Source organism: Pontibacter coccineus, from assembly GCF_030546575.1.
In the GTDB taxonomy this organism is placed as follows: domain Bacteria; phylum Bacteroidota; class Bacteroidia; order Cytophagales; family Hymenobacteraceae; genus Pontibacter; species Pontibacter coccineus.
This window is the reverse complement of the sequence record NZ_JAUOTN010000003.1, coordinates 327,738-346,161: the sequence shown is the minus strand read 5'-3', so window position 1 is coordinate 346,161 and position 18,424 is coordinate 327,738. Positions and strand designations below refer to the sequence as shown.

Here is an 18,424-nt window from a genome sequence, read left to right as displayed (position 1 = left end):
ACCCCCTATTATTAAGTATAGATTTCATTAATGGCAAAACGCGGAATCGGGCTAAACGACAGCACACAGGAGAAAGAAGGCAGAAAGAAAATCAGTAAGGACAGCTTTCGTCGCGGCATCAGGATCTTTAGCTACGTACTACCCTACAAGTTCAAATTTCTGGTCGGCCTGGGCTTTCTGGTACTTTCCAGCCTGACTTTCATGATCTTCCCGCTGCTCACCGGCAAGCTGGTCGATTCCTCTACCGGCAACGCCGACTGGTTTCTCGAAGACATCGACATGATCGCCCTTGGCCTGTTTGCCGTGATCCTGGCGCAGGGTATTTTCTCTTTTTTCCGGGTATACTTCTTTGCGCAGGTAAGTGAAAACGCCGTCGCCGACATCCGTCGTGACCTCTACAGCAAATTTATGATGCTGCCGATCCATTTTTATGAAAAAAGGCGCGTAGGCGAGATCACCAGCCGCATTACCACCGATGTGGCCCAGGTACAGGATGCCATGTCCATCACGCTGGCCGAGCTATTCCGCCAGATCACTACCCTTTTGGTGGGCATCATCATCATCCTTTGGACCTCCATTAAGCTGTCCATGTTCATGCTGGCGACCTTCCCGGTGCTGGTTGCCCTCACGCTTGTTTTCGGTCGCAAGATCAAGAGCCTCTCCAAGAAAACACAGGATGAGTTGGCCAATACCAACGTGATTGTGGAGGAAACGCTGCAGGCCATTAACACGGTGAAGGCCTATACCAACGAAAACTTCGAGATCGGACGTTATCGTCACTCCCTCAGCAAAGCTGTGAAGGCGGCGCTTTCAGCGGCCAACTACCGCGGTGCTTTCATTTCCTTTGTGATCGTGGGTTTGTTTGGCGGTATCATCCTGGTGATCTGGTACGGCGCTACGCTGGTGCAGAACGGTGACCTGACCATTGGAGAGCTGATCTCCTTTATCATTTATACTGTGTTCATCGGTGCATCCGTGGGCGGTTTGGGTGAGCTTTACGGCAAAATTCAGTCATCCCTAGGGGCAACAGAACGCATACAGGAGATACTGGCAGAGCCGGAAGAGCCAACTGACAAGAGTCAGCGCCCACTGAGCGAGATCAGACGGGTACGTGGCGATATCAGTTATAACCAGGTGGCCTTCTCATACCCTACCCGCCCGGATATTCAGGTGCTCCGCGACATTAATTTCAGCATCAACTACGGGGAGAAGATTGCGCTGGTGGGCCCAAGTGGCGCCGGTAAATCAACTATTGTGCAACTTTTGCTTCGTCTGTATGACGTGAGCCACGGCAGCATCACTGTCGACGGGCAGGATATACGTCAGATGAGTCTTACGGATCTGCGTGCCAACGTGGGCATCGTGCCGCAGGAGGTACTGCTGTTTGGTGGTTCCATCCGCGAGAACATTGCCTATGGTCGCCCGGAAGCATCCGAAGAAGAGATCATAGCAGCAGCCCGCAAGGCCAATGCCTACGACTTTATCTCGTCTTTCCCGGAAGGGCTGGATACCCTGGTAGGCGAGCGTGGCATCAAACTCTCCGGCGGTCAGCGCCAGCGGGTCGCTATTGCCCGTGCTATCCTGAAGAACCCAGCCATCCTCGTGCTAGACGAAGCCACCAGCTCCCTAGACTCGGAGTCGGAGCACCTGGTGCAGCAGGCCATGGATGAACTGATGAAAAACAGAACGACTATCGTGATCGCGCACCGCCTGGCCACTATCCGCAAAGTGGATAAAATCCTGGTGATTGATGGCGGTGAGATCGTAGAGGAAGGCTCGCATGAAGTGCTGTCGCTTAATGACAACGGTATTTATGCCAACCTGCTCAGGCTGCAGTTTGAGATGAGTTAAACTTGATATTATAAGGTATAGGAGCCCTGTTGGTGTTAAGCCGACAGGGCTTTTTTGTTTTAGGTATAGCAGTGGCTGTAGTCCGGGTATAGCGACTTGAATTGCTTTGTAGCTTCGCCTGAGCGGCGAGCACTCACTTTTTGTCTTGACACAAAAAGTAAGCAAAAAAGTCAAGACGATTTTGAACTCGCTGACCGCTCAAACAAAAAATCGTCACTGGTGCACCTGGCTAAAGCTATTTGCTTCATAGCTCCAGGGCAAGTCACTCTTTCTATGCGTGCAAGTGGTTTATGACAGAAATAACGAAGCTATAACTTGGAATGGCGATTACAGATTCCCCGCCTTAGACAAGGAGGGGCTAGGGGTGGTTGGACCCGGTGTAGCAAAAGAATTGCGGAATCTACACCGCTTATACTTGCGAACTGGTAACGGCAGAAAGTCCCCCTTCGAAGGGGGCAGGGGGATGTCAATCGTTCCCGAAACTCCTTCCTTTGCTTTGAGAATATGGACCCTCTATAAAAGAGGAAGGTTGGGAGGAGATGTTAATCATGCATGATAATCCAGTCAATCCCACAAACCTGTAAATCCTGAATCTGACAATCCTCTTTACCTCACCCCTACATACTTCTACATCAATATATCCTAATAATTCACTAATTTGCAGGGGATATTCTATTGATACCTGCACCCTCGCCCCTGAATCACTTTATGCACACAATCAGCGCTTTCACCCGAGCCTTTCTTTTTAGCTTGCTGCTTGTAACTGGCTTTTCGGCTTCGTCTCAGAATTACCGCGACTCGTTCAGGGCGCGCAATGCGGTATATGCCGAATTGGGAGGCAATGGTGATTTACTGTCGGCGAACTACGACCGAATCGTCTACCAGAAATCCATGGTGAAGGCTGCTTTCAGGATAGGTATAGCAAGCAACCAGTTTTTTTCTGCTGAGGAGCCAGGCTTCTACCCGGTTGTGCCGGTCGAGGCGCTGGGTATGATCGGGCGATTTCAAAAGCACTTCGAATTCGGGCTGGGCTATACCCGCCGCTTCACCAACGAGCCCGACCTCTTGCGAAACATGTACTTCAGCCGCATCGGTTTCCGGTATCAGAACCCGACAGGCGGACTGGTGGTGCGCGTCGGCTTTACGCCTTTCCTGTCCACCGAGAGCAATACCAAGTCACCGGGTCCCGCCTTCGTTCCCCGTTTTGGTTTTAGCGTGGGGCGAAGTTTTTAAGATATCCCGAAAACTTATTCCGAATGAAACGGTTAAGGGGTATTGTCAGCATTTTTGAGTATTTTTGAGTCGCAAACCATCCACAATTTTTAAATATAGAGCAATGAAAAAGACTTTTTACAGCATCATGCTTTCGGCAGCACTGCTATGCGGCACAGCCGTAACAGTTCAGGCCCAGCAACAAGGTATAGCGATGCCTGCTGCCAGCCCACTGTCCACGGTAACGCAGGAAATCGGCCTTACGAACGCAACCGTGAGCTACTCCCGCCCATCCATGAAAGGACGCTCGGTTTTCGGTGGCGACGTTGTGCCTTTCGGTAAGGTATGGCGCACAGGAGCTAACAACTCCACTACCCTTAAGTTCAGCGACGAAGTAACCATCCAAGGCAAAAAAGTGCCTGCTGGGGAGTACGCCCTGCTGACCATTCCGAACCAGAACGAGTGGACCATCATCCTCTACAAAGACACCAAACTGGGTGGAAACGTGGCCGACTACAAGCAAGAAAACGACCAGCTCCGCTTCACCGTGAAGCCGCAGACCAACCCAAGAGCGGTGGAAACCTTCACCATCAATTTCGCTAACCTAAAGCCGAACTCTGCTGATCTGGAGATTCTGTGGGACAAAACCATCGCCAGTTTCACCATTGAGACAGAAGTAGACGGCAAAGTGATGGCACAGATTCAGGAGCGCGTGGTAAACGGCAAAGAGGTGTCTCCTGCGCTTTACGCAGCCGCTGCCAACTATTACGCTGACAACAACAAAGACCTGAAGCAAGCGCTGGAGTGGATAAAAAAAGCCAATGCCAACGATCCTAAATTCTGGAACCTCCACGCGCAGGCCAAGATCCAGGCGAAACTGAAAGACTACAAAGGCGCCACAAAAACTGCCGAGCAATCAATAGAGCTGGCAAAAAAGGCAAACAATGACGACTATGTGCGTATGAATGAAAAGGCCATTGCCGAGTGGAAGAAAATGAAGTAGGCTATACCCGCCCGCTTTTTACCGAAAGCCTCTGCTCTGGCAGGGGCTTTCTTTTTTAAATAAACTTCAAGGAGTACAACCAGTGCTGTCAACTTAAGTATTTGATCATCCCGAGCTCCGGGAGAAGTCTGAGCCATTGCCTGAGTGCTACAACAATTCAGATCTTTCCATGCTATCCAGATGGCAATTTGAGTTTTGACAGCTTGTTTTTCCAGTGAAGCGCTGAAAAAGAATGCTCCCTGATTTAACCTACCTAATACACTATACCTGTTGGAAGAGAAGAAACATTCGGAAGACCACCTCGGGCCCGCCCGCGAATATTGGTGGAATGAGGACTACCTGGAGTTGCTGGCCCAACGCCTGCACCTGAACTATACCGGCACGCTCGTGGATATTGGCTGCGGCAAGGGCATGATGGGCTTCATGTTCTCGAAGCACCTCCCCTCTGGCGCCAAGGTATACGGCGTCGATTTTGAACCCGGTTACATCGAAGAAGCAAGGCAAAAGGCGCAAAGCATCTACCTGCACAACGACATCAGCTACGATTTCCGGGTGGGCAACGCCTCCAGCATCCCCCTGGCTGATAACCTGGCCGACATTACACTTTGCCAGACCTTGCTGATCCATGTGAAAGATCCGAAACAGGTCATAAACGAGATGATCCGCATCACAAAGCCTGGCGGTTGGGTGCTGGCGCTGGAGCCCAACAACCTCGTGCCCAACCTGATGTTCGATCGCTATGGCGAAACGGATTTTGACGTGGAAAGCACCCTGGAAGTGCTGGAGATTAAGCTGCGCATTGAGAAGGGCAAAAAAAGGCTCGGCGAAGGCTTCAACTCACTCGGCGACGTGATACCGGACCTATACCTGAAGGCCGGCCTTGAAAACATCAAGGTATGGATCTCGGACAAAGCCTTATCGATCATTCCGCCCTACGATACGCAGGAGAAAATGCTTCGCGTGGAGCAGATGCTGCAGTGGATCGATTCCGACTCCATGGGCTACGACTACCAAGACAACCTGAACTATTTCATGGCCGGCGGCGGCGACAAAGACAAGTTCGACGCTTATTGGCAGAAGCTGCTCTACAACAAGATCGCCCTCAAGCAAAGGCTCCTGAACGAGGAGTATGTGTCGGCGGGCGGTAGTCTGGTTTACATCGTGGCGGGGCAGAAGCCGCGGCATTAGGTATCTATAGCGCGAGCGTACACGCTCGCGCTATAGAAATCGCTAGGCCACTAATTCCTCTTTCTTCTGCCCGATAAAGAACTGAATGATTGCGCCGAACACCACCACGGCTGCGCAACCGATCACGTTGAACCACAGGAAGGCGATGTCGGTGTAGAAATGGCAGTACAGCACCACCGCCTCGGCCAGCAGCGCCGCGATAAAGACCGCGTTGCCTTTGATGTACTTCACGTAGAAGGCCACCAGGAAAATGCCCAGGATGGTGCCATAAAAAATGGACCCAATGATGTTGACGGCCTGGATCAGGTTGTCGAGCAGGGAGGCGTAGGTGGCAAAGATAATGGCCAGCCCGCCCCAGGCAGCTGTAAAAACGCGGGACGCCCGCAGGTAGTGGAAATTATCCTTATCCTTCTTAATGGATCGCCTGTAGATATCCACCACCGTGGTGGACGCCAGCGCATTGAGTTCTGAGGCCGTGGATGACATGGCTGCCGAGAAAATCACAGCGATCAGCAATCCCACCAATCCGGCCGGCAAGTACTTCATCACAAAAGAAATGAAGACATAGTCGGTATCTTTTGTCTCGGCATCGGGCGTGGCCTTGGCGATCAGCGCCTTCACATCGTTACGCACCACTTTGGAGGCATCAGTTATACCTTGTACCTCAGCCTGGGCAGCGGCAATGGCGGTTTCATCATCGGTCCTTAAGGCAGCAACCAGGCCGTGCATCGCTTCCTGTTTCTGGTTGAACAAAGCGGTGTGCTGCTCTTCAAGGGCTTCCATCTCCGGCGCAAAATCCGTGGCGTATACCTTGCCTTTGGTGGCCTCGTTGAAGAAGAGCGGCGGCTGGTTGAATTGATAGAATACAAACACCATCACGCCGATGAAGAGGATAATAAACTGCATCGGGATCTTGAGAAGCCCGTTGAAAAGCAAACCCAGCCTGCTTTCTGCCACCGATTTTCCGCCCAGGTAGCGGGCCACCTGGCTTTGGTCGGTACCAAAATACGAGAGCGCCAGAAACAGACCTCCCGTCATACCTGACCAGAAGTTATACCTGTCGTTCCAATCGAAGGAGAAGTCCACCACGTTCATTTTGCCCATTTTGCCGGCCACGGCCACGGCATCGCCAAAGGATACGCTTTCAGGCAGGTAGTGCACTACCATGAAACCGGCCACCAGCATACCGCCCATCATCACGGCCATCTGCTGTTTCTGCGTCACGCTCACCGCCTTTGTACCTCCCGACACGGTATAGACAATCACCAGAACACCGATGAACAGGTTGGTGAGCGTCAGGTTCCAGCCCAGAATAGTGGAGAGAATAATCGCCGGCGCATAGATGGTGATGCCTGCCGCCAGTCCGCGCTGTATCAAAAAGAGCAGGGCAGCCAGCGAGCGCGTTTTGAGGTCGAAGCGGCTCTCGAGGTATTCGTAGGCCGTGTATACCTTGAGGCGGTAAAAAATTGGAATAACCGTGATCGAGATGATGACCATGGCGATGGGAAGGCCAAAGTAGAACTGCACAAAGCGCATACCGTCTTCGTAGGCCTGGCCCGGTGTGGAGAGAAAGGTGATGGCACTGGCCTGTGTGGCCATGATGGAAAGGCCAATGGTCCACCACTTCATGCTGTTGTCGCCTTTGAGGTAGCCTTCTATGTCTTTGCTGCCGCGTGTTTTCCAGACGCCGTAAATCACAATAAAGCCCAGTGTGCCGAGCAGTACAATCCAGTCGAGTAACCTCATGAATAGATGCGGGTGATGATGTAAAACAGGGTGATTAGAAAAGCCAGGTTGCCCAGTACCAGCCAGTACATGCTTTTCCAGCTCTTAAAAAAGGGTGGCTTGTCAAGCTCTTCTGCAGGCTTGCTATCGGTTTCCTTCATGGTATTCTTTTAGACAAAAGTATTGGTGACAAGGCGCTGATCGCTGCCGTTCCAGGCTAAATGCCTATTTCGCTGTACTCTCCGCGCTGCTGCCTTGCGCGCCGCTGTGTCCGTTTCCGAGCGAGATCAGGTTGGTGAAGATGCGGTAGGCACCCGGCACCCCGGCGGGCAGTTGTCTGAACCAGGAGTAGCCGGTATACACGAAGTGCCCCTTGCCGTAGCGCGCGATCAGGAGGCCGCCGTCACGGGCCGGCTCGCCGGGGTCGTTGCTCGAGAGAATGGCCTCAAACTCACTGCCCCACTCATTCGGGAAGTATAAGCCCCGCTCCTGCACCCAGCCTTCAAAATCTTTTTTGGTGATCTTGTTCGGGCTGTTCAACACGCGGTGATCTGGCTTCAGGAAACGCACGTCAGCATCCTCTACCGTTACCCGCTGGCTTGAAATCTTCAGAGGATATGGGGCGATGGTATTGGTTTTGAGGCTGTGCCCGGTGTTATACTGCACGATGACGGTACCGCCCTGCTGCACGTAGTTGAGCAGACGCGGCTGGTAAAAGTTCATGCGGTCCACTGTGTTGTAGGCCCGCACACCCAGTATCACCGCATCAAAGCGCTTCAGGTTCTGGTCGGTGATATCCTCGTCTTTCAGCAACGTCACATTGTACCCGATCTGTTGCAGACTGGCAGGTATGTCGTCGCCGGCCCCCATCAGGTAAGCGATCTGCTCCCCGTTACGCTTCAGGTCGAGGCGCACGGCTTTGGTCACGGCCTCAGGGAAAGTGGTCTGGGTGGGGATGTGGCTGTACTGGATCAGGTTGAGTCCGCGGGTATAGGGCTTGCCCCCGACAGTAGCCACGGCTTTCAGTTCTACTTCCTGCTGCCCTTTTGGCGGATGCACCATAAAGCGCACCAGCTGCTCTGCCCCATTCTGCTCCAGGTCAAAAGCCACCTGAGTGGGCTCTGCCCGCCAGCCTTTCGGCAGTTGCAGGGCGACATGGCCTTTTATACCTGCCTTGCCCGATTTCACCAGCACATGCACCGGCTTGGGCTCCTGCGCGGCAAACATCAGCACTTTTTCCGAGATGTTCACAAACACGGGCGGCGTAATGGCCAGCGGCCGGTACTGCTCCCCCTCTACCGGGTCGTTGCGCTTGTACACCACCGGCACGGTATAGCTGAACGGCTCCCCGTTGATCTTCAAGTCAAAACGTACTTCAGCAGCTGCCTTATTTTCCGGCGCTCCGATTTCCTGCAGCTCATCCACCCGGAACAGCCCCAGCGTTCCATCCTGCCGGAGCCAGTAAGGCTGAGACAACTGTGCCGAGGCCGGAATCGGCAATTTAAAAGAAATCAAATGTTCCTCATTTGGCGCAAGGGTTTTATTCAGGATGCTGTCCTTCGAAGCAAAGGCAGGCCGCATGCTTACCAGTTGCACAGGTATAGGCGAGCGGTTGATGGCTTCCAGCTGCACGTTCAGGTGTTCGCCCGGCGTTACGGCATAGTCTGTGGCCACCGCCTCCAGGTATAGCCCCAGGCTGTGCTTCACCACCTGCTCCAGCTCCTCGGTTTTGAGGCGCTTCCAGTAGCTGTCCGGTAGTTTGGCCAGCTCTTTTCGGGCCGCCAGCAGCGTAGGCACTACGGCGGACGGCTGCTCGGGCTTAAACTCCGCCACCGCCTGCTGCAGCAGGGCAGCTACTTTCTCGCTCCCTTTCACGCGGCTCCAGGTGGTGTTTATACCTTCAAAAAGCTCTTCTTTGGCACGTTCTCCTTTGGTATGCTCTAAATACTCGATGGTAACACCGCGCGTACCCGTGGCACCAAAGCCCTGGCTCTTGTGCATGCTGCGGCTCAGGGCGGCGATCTCCGGATAAGATTTGCCCAACAGCGGGTTATAGCCACCAACGTCCACTTTCAGAAGCTGGGAGCCATAATCCTCAAATTCTTTCTGGTTGCGGAAAGACCACACGCCTGTGTTCCAAAGCACTCGTTTGGCCTGCCATACCTGCACGTGCTTGAGCTGTTCCGGGAAACGCTTCGGGTTGGCAGCGGCTTCGAAGGCTTCGTTTGCCAGCATGGCCGAGGCCGTGTGGTGACCGTGCGTTTCAGAAGGCTTCGGGGAGAAACGGGTAACGATGACGTCTGGTTTGAACTTGCGAATCGCCCAGACCACGTCGTGCAGCACTTTCTCTTTGTCCCAGATGGCAAAGGTCTCCTCCGGATTTTTGGAATAGCCAAAATCATTGGCACGAGTGAAGAACTGCTGCCCCCCGTCGATGCGGCGTGCCTGCAGCAACTCCTGCGTGCGGATAATACCCAGTCCTTCCCGAATCTCCGGCCCGATCAGGTTTTGACCGCCATCGCCACGAGTCACGGACAGGTAACCGGTATTGTAAAGCCTCTCGTTGGACAGGTAAGCGATAAAGCGGGTATTCTCGTCGTCGGGGTGTGCTGCCACATACAGCGCAGTACCCAGCACATTCAATTTTTTCAGATCCTGCAGTAGCTCAGCAGCATTGGGTTTGGCGGGCGCCTGCGCCTCTAGCCGACCACAGGTCAGCAGCACAAATAGGGCAAATAAGAGCGGAAAACTTTTTTTCATGGTTTTAGTTAAAAGAGCAGTGAGCGTGAGCCATTATCACTGAGGCGTAAATCTAAAAAATTTGCGTTAGCCAACCCAGTTTTTCAGGTTTTATAGGACAGAAAGCCGCTCCAACCCGACATATAACTATTGATATAATTTTCTTGTATTTAAAACAGCCAATAGCTCAACAATTCGCAATCAGGTAGTATAGAATAGTAATATGACTAGTCTGGACTTATCAAAGAATGGTATAGGCTAAAGTAAATTTTTAAAAAAAATAATCTAATTATTAGCTTTATATTTTACCCTCGCTATATTTGTAAAAAAGTGGAAGACACTTAACGCATCCTGCCTAAGGCTCATCAGTTTTACTGGGTAGCCCCAACTATGAAACAATGCATTTGAAGGCTACAAACAACTACTGACGCATATGGCAGAGAGCAGCATCGGAGACCAGGCAATCGAATTTCTTGGATCCTATTATGCCAAACATGAAAAAAAATCTGGTTTACTTGTAAACAGAACGGTGTCCACCCATCAAGGCACCTTTGCTGATGCGCTGTTTGCCTACCAGAAACATGACAACAGCTTTTTTGCCGTTTCCCTCAGTACCTCTGCTTCTGACAAGATTGCGCGTGTTCTCTCCTCCTACAAGAAAAGGGGACTGGGCAGGGTTCGCTATTTAACGGCGGCCTCTATTTTTGGGGCAGCATCCTACGCTTGCTACCTGGTCGGCAGCTGGCTGGCAATGGCCGCTATACCTGCTATACTTGCCGTGGCTGGCTTTGTCCTTCATTCCAGATTTCGTAAGCACTACATTCAGCAGCAACTCAAAGTGGCGGTAGACCAACTCAAGCAGCAACCCGGCGACCATCAGTGGCTCGGTATACAGGTGAGCAGCCTGTGCTGGCGCGGCAATGCCATGGCAGACTACCTCTCCAAACTATGCGAACGAAAAGGGGTCGGCCTACTCACGATAGGAAAACGCTCCCGACTCACCCTGCGTCAGGAACCGCGCCTGGCCACTTGCCGCCGCACCGATTTCCTTTCTTACTATACCCAGGGCGAAAGCCTGCGCAGAGAGCTGTCAGACCAGTTCATGCGGGTAGCGTAAGCGGCAAATAAAATGCGCCTGCTCCTTTACTAATCCTCTCCCTCCTGCGTACAATTGTCAAAGCAGGCCCAACCAGAAGGTATGGGCTCGACACGACCCTGTGCCATGAGTAGATTCCTGAACATACTGCCCCTGGCAGCGCTCCTCCTGGCCGGATGCCAGCCGCAGGACGGCTTCCAGATCCCCAACACGCAACCCGACATGCGGGGCAGTATCACCAACATCAAAAAAACCAACTCTAAGAAGAAGGAAGGCGTGGCCGTGGTGCTGGTCGAATCTGTGGAAGGAGTGCGAACAAACTATACACAGGCAACCCTGCGCATAGATGCCAAAACTTATATTGAAAACGTGCAGGGAGCCACGCTCCGGCTGGACCACCTGCGCGAGGGTCAGCTGGTAGAGGCCTGGTTTGATGAACAGGCAATGGAATCCTTTCCGGTGCAGGCCCATGCATCTGCCGTGCGGGTAAGCAACTAAATGGACAGATGGAACAGAAACAAGTGCGCTATACCTGGTACAAGGTGTTTGACAGCGTGAATGAAGCCCACGAGCAGGTGCCTCCGCGCAAACTGAAGCAACTGGTGCTGGATGGCCGGTCCATCTGCTTTGCGCATACCGCCACCGGCTTTTTTGCCCTCGACGACAGCTGTCCGCACCTGGGCTACTCCCTCAGCAAAGGCACTACGAATTACCTGAATGAAGTGATATGCCCCTGGCACAGCTACAGGTTTAGCCTACAGGATGGGCGAGAGTGTGACTTTCGTACCCGCAAGGCGGTTCTCCACCGGGTAGAGCTAAGGGATGAGGGTGTGTTTGTGGGAATAGAACAGAGGGAGGCTACTACCTGAAAAAGAGGCCTTTACCCCTGTTAGGGAGCACTCCACTTAAAATAGGGCGATATCTGTGGGTGAGGTGCACGAATTGTTTACATTGATGCGCAACCAACTGTTGTTATGACTATGGCAAACAAAATCATTCGTACGGAAATACCGCCGGCTGCACCGGTAGAACTGCGCCACATGATGGGTGATTTGTACGTGACCATTCAGCGAAAACAGGACTACATAGAAGCCAAGTGGCAGGGCCACATAACGGCTGACAACGTGGTTTGCGCAGCCCAGGCCTTTCTCGAACTGCTGAGAAAAGACCCTTGCCCGAAGTTACTCAACGACAAGTCGGAGGTAACCGGCGACTGGCAGGAAGCCAATGACTGGCTTCAGTTTGAGTGGTTGCCGCAAGTACTCGGAGCCGGTTTGCGCTACATGGCGCACGTTTACTCCTTCAGTATGTTCAGCAAACTCGCTGCCCGAGAGCTTGAAGAGCGCATTACCCCTCAGCTCTCCATGAAAAACTTTTATGAACGGCGCCTGGCCGTAGAGTGGCTCCTGGAGCAGGATGACACTGCCGCCGGCCAGCGGGCTGCTACGGCTTAGCGCACGTTGGCAGCTACCGCTTGTGGCGCAACAGGTGTGATCACGACTGTGTCGAGCAGGACAGTCATCATAGGTTCAGCTATTTCAACATGGTTGGCTACAACAGCATCAACAGTCTGAGCGTTTTTTGTAGCTGGTTGCAATGCAAGACCGAAGCAAGATACTGAGGCGGCGATTACGAATAATACTTTCATGGCTTTAATATTTAAATGGTTATCAATTTATTACTGTGACAAAGTTATTCTATAGTACTTTGTTATGCAAGGTACTGTTGCACTAATTACTACTATTTTATACCAAGGGCCCGGAATCATCCGTGAAGTACCCAAAAAACCAGACGAACATCCATCCCTTTTTAAAGCCAAAAAAATCAATTTTTAACAGGTATAGTTATATATATTTTCTTGACTGTAGGCTTTCTAACAGATAATGCCCCTGTAGTTGTCCTTTCCCAAAAAATTAGCTTTAATTTTGCCTCTCAGCCATTGCCCACTTTGTGGGTTTGCGGCTGCTTAAGCAGGTATAAGACAGCTCCTATGCAGGAAATTGAAGAAGTAAAGAGCATACAGCAAGAAGAAAAAGAAGGCGAATTTAAGCGCGAGATCACCCTTTTCGATGCCATCATGATCGTGACCGGCGGCATGATCGGCTCAGGCATCTTTATCGTGACCGCCGATATATCCAGGGCGGTCGTAAGTCCGGGCAATATGCTGCTGGTATGGGTGCTCTCAGGCTTCCTGACCATGGTGGGCGCCATCAGCTATGGCGAACTGTCTTCTATGTTTCCGAAAGTGGGCGGCCAGTACGTGTACCTGAAAGAGGCCTATAACAAGATGGTAGCCTTCCTCTATGGCTGGACGCTCTTTCTCGTGATCCAAACGGGGGTGATCGCAGCGGTGGGCGTCGCTTTTGCCCGCTTTACAGGGGTGCTTATACCTTGGTTCAGCGAAAGCAATGTGCTGTTTTCTTTGGGCAGTTTCCAATTCAGCTCGGTGCAGCTGCTGGCCATTGCCAGCATCCTATACCTGACGTACATCAACTCCAGGGGCGTAAAGAGTGGCAAGCTGATCCAGAACATTTTTGGCAGCACCAAGCTCATCGCCCTGTTCGGCCTGATTCTCTTCGGGCTGCTTTTCGGCATTAACGAAACAGCGGTGCAGGCCAACTTCTCTGATTTCTGGGGTTCTGCCGCCGCCGCAGCGGGAACCAGCGAAGCGCCTCCGGTGGGTATGGCGCTGATCACGGCCATCGGCATTGCCATGGTGGGTGCCTTGTTTTCAGCTGACTCCTGGAACAACATCGGCTTCTCGGGCGATGAGATCGTGAACCCAAAGCGCACCATCGTGCTGAGCATGGTGATCGGAAGCGCGATTGTGATGGGCCTATACCTGATCATCAACCTGGTATACCTGCTCGTGCTCCCGCTAAACGGCGACCCGAACGCAACGGACGTGATAGGGCAAGGTATAAAATATGCCTCCAATGACCGGGTGGCAACGGCTGTGGCAGAGGTGATCGGCGGTTATCCGGCTACCGTAGGCATCGCCATCCTGATCATGATCTCCACGTTTGGCTGCAACAACGGCGCCATTCTGTCCGGAGCTCGGGTATACTACGCCATTGCCAAAGACGGCCTGTTCTTCGAGAAGATGGGGCATCTGAATAAAAACGGCGTGCCTGCCGCCGCGCTGTGGATGCAGTGCGCCTGGGCCTGCCTGCTTTGCCTCTCCGGCACTTTCAACGACCTCCTCGACTACGTGATCTTTGCGGTGATGCTCTTTTACATCCTCACCATCATCGGGGTATTTGTGCTGCGCGTGCGCCGTCCGGATCTCAACCGCCCTTACAAAGCGTTCGGCTACCCGATCCTGCCGGCCCTGTACGTACTCATTGCCTCAGGCATCTGCATCATCCTGCTTATCTACAAGCCAGTCTATACCTGGCCGGGCCTGATCATCGTGGCGCTGGGCATTCCGGTTTATTATTTCTTCGGAAACAAGTTCAAGGAAGATGCCGGTTCGTAAGCACCTCCCTATACAATAGCTAAAAAGCAGTCTGTCGGGTATGGCAGGCTGCTTTTTTGTTTCGCGCAAATACTTTAGGAGTAAAGGAGTATCAGGGAAGAGAACAGCCAGGAGATAATTTCATATATTAGTACAAAGGAATTTCACATTTACAATCCGAAGGCCATGATGCGTATCAAGGTAAAACATCTAGCTGTCGTTGCTGCGCTGGCCATACCTGTTGCTTTTGCGCTGATGATCAGAGCGGATATACCTGCCGAGGAGCTGAAAGACAGGTATACGACACCCTCCTCCCGTTTTATGAACATCGCTGGCGCCGACCTGCACTACCGCGACGAAGGGCAGGGTATACCGATCATCCTGCTGCACGGCACGGCAGCCTCGCTCCAGACCTGGGACGGCTGGTCTGCCGAACTCAGCAAGCAGTACCGGGTGCTGCGGCTCGACCTGCCCGGCTTCGGCCTGACCGGTCCCAATGCATCCGGCTCGTACTCGATCGACTACTACCGTGACCTGCTCATGCATTTTATGGACAGTCTGGGCATCGAGCGGGCGCATATTGGGGGCAGCTCCCTGGGCGGCCAGATCGCCTTCGACTTTGCAGCTACGCATCCGGAGCGCGTGCGTAAACTGATTCTCGTCTCCCCTACTGGCTTCACCAACGCCAATGACAAGCGCATTACCCTCCCCTTCCGGTTGGCCCAGACGCCTTTGCTTAAGCACACTTTGAAGTACATAACACCGCGCTTTATTGTAGAGCAGAGCCTCAGAGAGGTATATGGCGATGATAACAAACTGAAACCCGAAACGATCAGTCTGAGCCATGACTTGCTGCTACATGAGGGAAACCGGCGCGCTTTGATAGATCGCCTCAACACGGTGGACACTGACAACTTGCACATGCTGGAGCATGTGAGAGCACCCACCCTGGTCCTGTGGGGCAAGGCCGATGCCTGGGTGCCGGTTGCCGATGCCAGCCGCTTTCAGCAAGGTATAAAAGGTGCCCAACTGAAGCTGTATGCGGGTGCGGGCCATATCCCGATGGAGGAGCAGGCACACGAAACCGTACAGGACGTGCTGTCCTTCCTCAGCCAGGAAGTGGCCCAGCTCGATTAGCAGAAAAACCGTAGCTTTGCTGCCCTACCTGGCCAAAAGCCGTAGAGGCAAAGCTGTATGAGCACCGTTTATTTTATCAGCGGACTTGGGGCGGACGAGCGCATGTTTCAGTTTCTGCACATCAAATGCAGGAACAAGGTATACGTGCGCTGGATTCAGCCTTATGACGATGAGCCCCTGCATGCTTATGCGTTGCGGCTGGCCGAGCAGATCACCGAACCCAACCCGGTGCTGGTGGGCATGTCTTTCGGCGGGGTGGTGGCCATTGAGCTCTCCAGGTTTCTAAGCCCGCGCAAAACCATCCTGATCTCAAGCATCGCCAGCAGCAAGATCCTCCCATGGTACTACCGCCTGATGGGCTTCCTTCGGCTCCACCGTCTTATACCGGCGTCCTGGCTCAAGCGCTTTCATTTTGTAGGCCCGCTGCTGTTCGGCGCCAGCACCAAAGCCGAAAAAGCCTTGCTCAAGCAGGTGATCCTCGAAACCGACCCCAACTTTTTGCGCTGGGCCATCGGGCAGTTGCTCAACTGGCACCAACCCGACCACTACGAGAGTGCGGTGATGATACACGGCACGGCCGACCGCATCCTGCCGATGGGTTCCTACCCGGGCATCATCCAAGTAAAAAGGGGTGGCCACCTGATGGTTTTGAGCCACGCTTCCGAGATAAGTGCTATCTTGGATAAGATTTTAGAAGATTGCGAAACATGACAGATAAAAAGAAATTCATCATCAAAACACCAGATGGCCGCACCGCCGACCTCACCAACGCGACTACGCTTAGAAGCAATAACCTCTACCCTTTCGGCCGTCACAACTACTCTATCTATGAAAGTCCGGAAGGCGTATTTGTGCGCGGCTACAACAGCGGCGAGCGCGAGATCATGCTGACCGGCTTTGAGATCATCGACGAGGCGACGGCCCGCGGCTATACCCATACCTACACCCGCGAAGACGAGTAGTGATGGAGTTGAGTTTCTGGGAAAAGGAATCGTATTTCAGCCACGTGGATGTGCTCATCGTGGGCGGCGGCATCGTGGGGCTGAACGCGGCGCTATACCTGAAGACACAGCAGCCTGCCTTGAAAGTGATGGTCGTGGAGCGCGGCCTGTTGCCCACTGGGGCCAGCACCCGAAATGCCGGCTTCGCCTGCTTCGGAAGTCCCTCCGAGCTGCTCGACGACCTGAGCCACCACAGCGAAGAAGAGGTGTTTGCGCTGGTGGAGCGCCGCTGGCGCGGGCTGCAGCGCCTGCGCCGGAACCTTGGCGACCAGGCCATCGATTATCACCGCTGGGGCGGCTACGAACTGTTTGAGGAAAGCCAAAAGCCACTGTACGAAGCCTGTCTTGCGCAACTGCCCTACCTCAACCAACAGCTGCAGCAGGTTATAGGCGAGCAGGATGTGTACCGCCCGGCTGACCACAAGATCAGTGATTTTGGATTTAAGCAACTGGCACACCTGATCGAGAGCACGGCCGAAGGGCAGATTGACACAGGCAAGATGATACTGGCGCTCACGCAGAAGGTGCAGGCCCTGGGCGTGCTCGTGCTGAACGGACTGGAGATCGAGAGTCTGCAGGAAGAAAGCGCCGGCATCACCGCCCTCACCAAACAAGGCATCGCCATACCTGCCCGCGCTGCCCTGGTCGCCACCAACGGCTTTGCCCGCCAGCTGCTGCCACAGCTGCAGGTGGTGCCGGCCCGGGCGCAGGTGCTCATCACCAAGCCTATACCTGACCTTCGCTTCAAAGGCACTTTCCACTACGACAAAGGCTTTTACTATTTCCGCAACATCGGCAACCGGGTACTCTTCGGCGGCGGCCGCAACCTCGATTTCAAAACCGAAGAAACAACCGAGATGGGCCTAACGGAATTGGTGCAGAACAAACTGGACGAACTGTTGCGCGAAGTGATCTTACCGGGCACACCGTATGAAGTAGAGCAGCGTTGGAGCGGCATCATGGGGGTAGGCCCCGGCAAGACGACCATCGTGCAGCCGGTATCGGAGCACGTATGCTGTGCCGTGCGCATGGGGGGCATGGGGGTGGCCATTGGTTCGCTGGTGGGGGAAGAAGGGGCAGCCTTGCTATTAGAAAGACTTTAATGACTCTGGCCACTATCTGAATGACTACAGCAATCATCACCAACACTACCTTCAGGATTATCCTGTTGGCCTGGGTAACGCTCAACATCGTGGCGGGGCTTTATATACTGACCATGGATTTTGATTTGATCTCCCTGGGTAGCCTGGCTATTAATTCGGCTATCCTCTTCTGCTATTTTACCAAAAGTCTATACCTGAAGCAAGCCGTAAAGATAGGGGCCATCGTGCTTTTAGCTCCATCTCTTTTTGCACTATTGCCAGCCGTTGCATTAGGACTGCTCTATGGGATGGGTATGATCTGGAAATATATTCCGCTCCTGGTTATTATGCCTTTGGTTGGGTTCTACTTATACAAAGGCTCGGGCAGGTATATCCGGTTAACTGAATCGAATGGAAATATCCTGGAGGTATAGCCACCGATAGTTTTGGGGAAGTGCATAAACAAAAAAGGTAAACCACTAGCGGTTTACCTTTTTCAGTTTCTATCGTCAGTACGAGTTACATCCGTATCCATTGAGACGTGGGGTTAGGTTTAGGGATCATCAGGTTTTTGGCGGCTTCCTTCTCCGCTCTGTAAAATTCCTGATACTCTTCCTCGCTCATTTCTTCGCGAAGGGCAATGTGGAATTTGGCCAGTTCAGGGTATAGTTGGTTGCGTTCCTGGCGCTCCTGCGGGCTGTCTCTGTTAAAATCGTAAAAGGATTTCACAAAATTTTTCATAATTAAATAGTTGATTTAAAGTGAGTTGGAAAACAGTTTTACTCCCTGATCACTTTTAGGTTGTCTATATTTAAGAGCAATTTTCCACAATTTGCCCTGAATGCCTGCAAACCAACAAAAGACTACCCCTGAGGCTAACAATTAAAAAGCCTCTGCCGTTTGGCAGGGGCTTTAAGCCAAAGTATCAACTAC

19 protein-coding genes are annotated in these 18,424 nt (G+C 52.8%); 14 read left to right on the top strand and 5 right to left on the bottom strand.

Going from position 1 to position 18,424, the window contains the following annotated elements:
• The first annotated feature begins 30 nt into the window (after positions 1 to 30).
• The 4 genes from Q4E40_RS08715 (at position 31) to Q4E40_RS08700 (ending at position 5,254) form a co-directional block, all read left to right on the top strand.
• Positions 31 to 1,851 carry an ABC transporter ATP-binding protein gene (locus Q4E40_RS08715; protein ID WP_303411466.1) on the top strand — a complete coding sequence of 607 codons (1,821 nt, stop codon included), beginning with the start codon at positions 31 to 33 and terminating at the stop codon, positions 1,849 to 1,851.
• A 750-nt stretch (positions 1,852 to 2,601) separates the two neighbouring features.
• Positions 2,602 to 3,084: a hypothetical protein gene (locus Q4E40_RS08710; protein ID WP_303411464.1), complete on the top strand. Its 483-nt coding sequence runs from the start codon at positions 2,602 to 2,604 to the stop codon at positions 3,082 to 3,084.
• Between the two features lie 103 nt (positions 3,085 to 3,187).
• Positions 3,188 to 4,066, top strand: a complete 879-nt coding sequence (locus tag Q4E40_RS08705) for a DUF2911 domain-containing protein (protein ID WP_303411463.1) — start codon at positions 3,188 to 3,190, stop codon at positions 4,064 to 4,066.
• A 270-nt stretch (positions 4,067 to 4,336) separates the two neighbouring features.
• The gene (locus Q4E40_RS08700) at positions 4,337 to 5,254 is read left to right on the top strand and encodes a class I SAM-dependent methyltransferase (RefSeq protein WP_303411461.1); all 918 of its coding nucleotides are present in this window, start codon (positions 4,337 to 4,339) and stop codon (positions 5,252 to 5,254) included.
• Positions 5,255 to 5,296: 42 nt separating this feature from the next.
• Here Q4E40_RS08700 and Q4E40_RS08695 read toward each other — a convergent pair whose 3' ends face one another.
• The 3 genes from Q4E40_RS08695 to Q4E40_RS08685 form a co-directional block, all read right to left on the bottom strand.
• Entirely contained in the window at positions 5,297 to 7,000 is a 1,704-nt protein-coding gene (locus tag Q4E40_RS08695; protein WP_303411460.1) for a sodium:solute symporter family protein, read from the bottom strand.
• Positions 6,997 to 7,140, bottom strand: coding sequence for a hypothetical protein (locus tag Q4E40_RS08690; RefSeq protein WP_303411459.1), 144 nt, complete (start codon positions 7,138 to 7,140; stop codon positions 6,997 to 6,999). The genes Q4E40_RS08695 and Q4E40_RS08690 overlap by 4 nt, the downstream gene beginning before the upstream one ends.
• A 64-nt stretch (positions 7,141 to 7,204) precedes the next feature.
• A complete protein-coding gene (locus Q4E40_RS08685) occupies positions 7,205 to 9,739 on the bottom strand; it encodes a PIG-L family deacetylase (protein WP_303411458.1) in 2,535 nt (844 codons plus the stop codon).
• 412 nt (positions 9,740 to 10,151) lie between these two features.
• On the opposite strand from Q4E40_RS08685, the gene Q4E40_RS08680 reads away from it, so the two are divergent.
• From Q4E40_RS08680 to Q4E40_RS08665, 4 genes are all read left to right on the top strand, one after another.
• Positions 10,152 to 10,835, top strand: a complete 684-nt coding sequence (locus tag Q4E40_RS08680; RefSeq protein ID WP_303411457.1) for a hypothetical protein — start codon at positions 10,152 to 10,154, stop codon at positions 10,833 to 10,835.
• A 105-nt stretch (positions 10,836 to 10,940) separates the two neighbouring features.
• The gene (locus Q4E40_RS08675; RefSeq protein ID WP_303411455.1) at positions 10,941 to 11,312 is read left to right on the top strand and encodes a DUF3221 domain-containing protein; all 372 of its coding nucleotides are present in this window, start codon (positions 10,941 to 10,943) and stop codon (positions 11,310 to 11,312) included.
• 8 nt (positions 11,313 to 11,320) lie between these two features.
• Positions 11,321 to 11,683: a Rieske (2Fe-2S) protein gene (locus tag Q4E40_RS08670; RefSeq protein ID WP_303411454.1), complete on the top strand. Its 363-nt coding sequence runs from the start codon at positions 11,321 to 11,323 to the stop codon at positions 11,681 to 11,683.
• 111 nt (positions 11,684 to 11,794) lie between these two features.
• A complete protein-coding gene (locus Q4E40_RS08665; RefSeq protein WP_303411452.1) occupies positions 11,795 to 12,268 on the top strand; it encodes a hypothetical protein in 474 nt (157 codons plus the stop codon).
• Here the strand turns inward: Q4E40_RS08665 and Q4E40_RS08660 are convergent.
• A complete protein-coding gene (locus Q4E40_RS08660; protein ID WP_303411450.1) occupies positions 12,265 to 12,462 on the bottom strand; it encodes a hypothetical protein in 198 nt (65 codons plus the stop codon). The genes Q4E40_RS08665 and Q4E40_RS08660 overlap by 4 nt on opposite strands.
• Before the next feature lie 342 nt (positions 12,463 to 12,804).
• Between Q4E40_RS08660 and Q4E40_RS08655 the strand changes: the two genes are divergently transcribed.
• The 6 genes from Q4E40_RS08655 (at position 12,805) to Q4E40_RS08630 (ending at position 17,925) form a co-directional block, all read left to right on the top strand.
• A complete protein-coding gene (locus Q4E40_RS08655; RefSeq protein WP_303411449.1) occupies positions 12,805 to 14,292 on the top strand; it encodes an APC family permease in 1,488 nt (495 codons plus the stop codon).
• Between the two features lie 165 nt (positions 14,293 to 14,457).
• Positions 14,458 to 15,408, top strand: a complete 951-nt coding sequence (locus tag Q4E40_RS08650; protein ID WP_303411447.1) for an alpha/beta fold hydrolase — start codon at positions 14,458 to 14,460, stop codon at positions 15,406 to 15,408.
• A 57-nt stretch (positions 15,409 to 15,465) separates the two neighbouring features.
• A complete protein-coding gene (locus tag Q4E40_RS08645) occupies positions 15,466 to 16,119 on the top strand; it encodes an alpha/beta hydrolase (protein WP_303411446.1) in 654 nt (217 codons plus the stop codon).
• A complete protein-coding gene (locus Q4E40_RS08640; RefSeq protein WP_303411444.1) occupies positions 16,116 to 16,370 on the top strand; it encodes a hypothetical protein in 255 nt (84 codons plus the stop codon). Before Q4E40_RS08645 ends, Q4E40_RS08640 begins: the two co-directional genes overlap by 4 nt.
• Positions 16,371 to 16,372: 2 nt before the next feature.
• Positions 16,373 to 17,512, top strand: coding sequence for an NAD(P)/FAD-dependent oxidoreductase (locus Q4E40_RS08635; protein ID WP_303411442.1), 1,140 nt, complete (start codon positions 16,373 to 16,375; stop codon positions 17,510 to 17,512).
• 20 nt (positions 17,513 to 17,532) lie between these two features.
• Positions 17,533 to 17,925 (top strand): hypothetical protein, encoded by a 393-nt coding sequence (locus tag Q4E40_RS08630; protein ID WP_303411441.1) that lies wholly within the window; start codon positions 17,533 to 17,535, stop codon positions 17,923 to 17,925.
• 85 nt (positions 17,926 to 18,010) lie between these two features.
• Here the strand turns inward: Q4E40_RS08630 and Q4E40_RS08625 are convergent, their stop codons facing one another.
• Entirely contained in the window at positions 18,011 to 18,232 is a 222-nt protein-coding gene (locus Q4E40_RS08625; protein WP_303411440.1) for a hypothetical protein, read from the bottom strand.
• Between the last annotated feature and the right edge of the window lie 192 nt (positions 18,233 to 18,424).

Coding starts and splice junctions, on each gene's coding strand:
- Q4E40_RS08645 (WP_303411446.1), top strand. CDS start 15,466: ATGAGCACCGTTTATTTTATCAGCGGACTTGGGGCGGACGAGCGCATG.
- Q4E40_RS08690 (WP_303411459.1), bottom strand. CDS start 7,140: ATGAAGGAAACCGATAGCAAGCCTGCAGAAGAGCTTGACAAGCCACCC.
- Q4E40_RS08695 (WP_303411460.1), bottom strand. CDS start 7,000: ATGAGGTTACTCGACTGGATTGTACTGCTCGGCACACTGGGCTTTATT.
- Q4E40_RS08660 (WP_303411450.1), bottom strand. CDS start 12,462: ATGAAAGTATTATTCGTAATCGCCGCCTCAGTATCTTGCTTCGGTCTT.
- Q4E40_RS08705 (WP_303411463.1), top strand. CDS start 3,188: ATGAAAAAGACTTTTTACAGCATCATGCTTTCGGCAGCACTGCTATGC.
- Q4E40_RS08670 (WP_303411454.1), top strand. CDS start 11,321: ATGGAACAGAAACAAGTGCGCTATACCTGGTACAAGGTGTTTGACAGC.
- Q4E40_RS08625 (WP_303411440.1), bottom strand. CDS start 18,232: ATGAAAAATTTTGTGAAATCCTTTTACGATTTTAACAGAGACAGCCCG.
- Q4E40_RS08715 (WP_303411466.1), top strand. CDS start 31: ATGGCAAAACGCGGAATCGGGCTAAACGACAGCACACAGGAGAAAGAA.
- Q4E40_RS08635 (WP_303411442.1), top strand. CDS start 16,373: ATGGAGTTGAGTTTCTGGGAAAAGGAATCGTATTTCAGCCACGTGGAT.
- Q4E40_RS08685 (WP_303411458.1), bottom strand. CDS start 9,739: ATGAAAAAAAGTTTTCCGCTCTTATTTGCCCTATTTGTGCTGCTGACC.
- Q4E40_RS08640 (WP_303411444.1), top strand. CDS start 16,116: ATGACAGATAAAAAGAAATTCATCATCAAAACACCAGATGGCCGCACC.
- Q4E40_RS08665 (WP_303411452.1), top strand. CDS start 11,795: ATGGCAAACAAAATCATTCGTACGGAAATACCGCCGGCTGCACCGGTA.
- Q4E40_RS08680 (WP_303411457.1), top strand. CDS start 10,152: ATGGCAGAGAGCAGCATCGGAGACCAGGCAATCGAATTTCTTGGATCC.
- Q4E40_RS08655 (WP_303411449.1), top strand. CDS start 12,805: ATGCAGGAAATTGAAGAAGTAAAGAGCATACAGCAAGAAGAAAAAGAA.
- Q4E40_RS08675 (WP_303411455.1), top strand. CDS start 10,941: ATGAGTAGATTCCTGAACATACTGCCCCTGGCAGCGCTCCTCCTGGCC.
- Q4E40_RS08650 (WP_303411447.1), top strand. CDS start 14,458: ATGATGCGTATCAAGGTAAAACATCTAGCTGTCGTTGCTGCGCTGGCC.
- Q4E40_RS08630 (WP_303411441.1), top strand. CDS start 17,533: ATGACTACAGCAATCATCACCAACACTACCTTCAGGATTATCCTGTTG.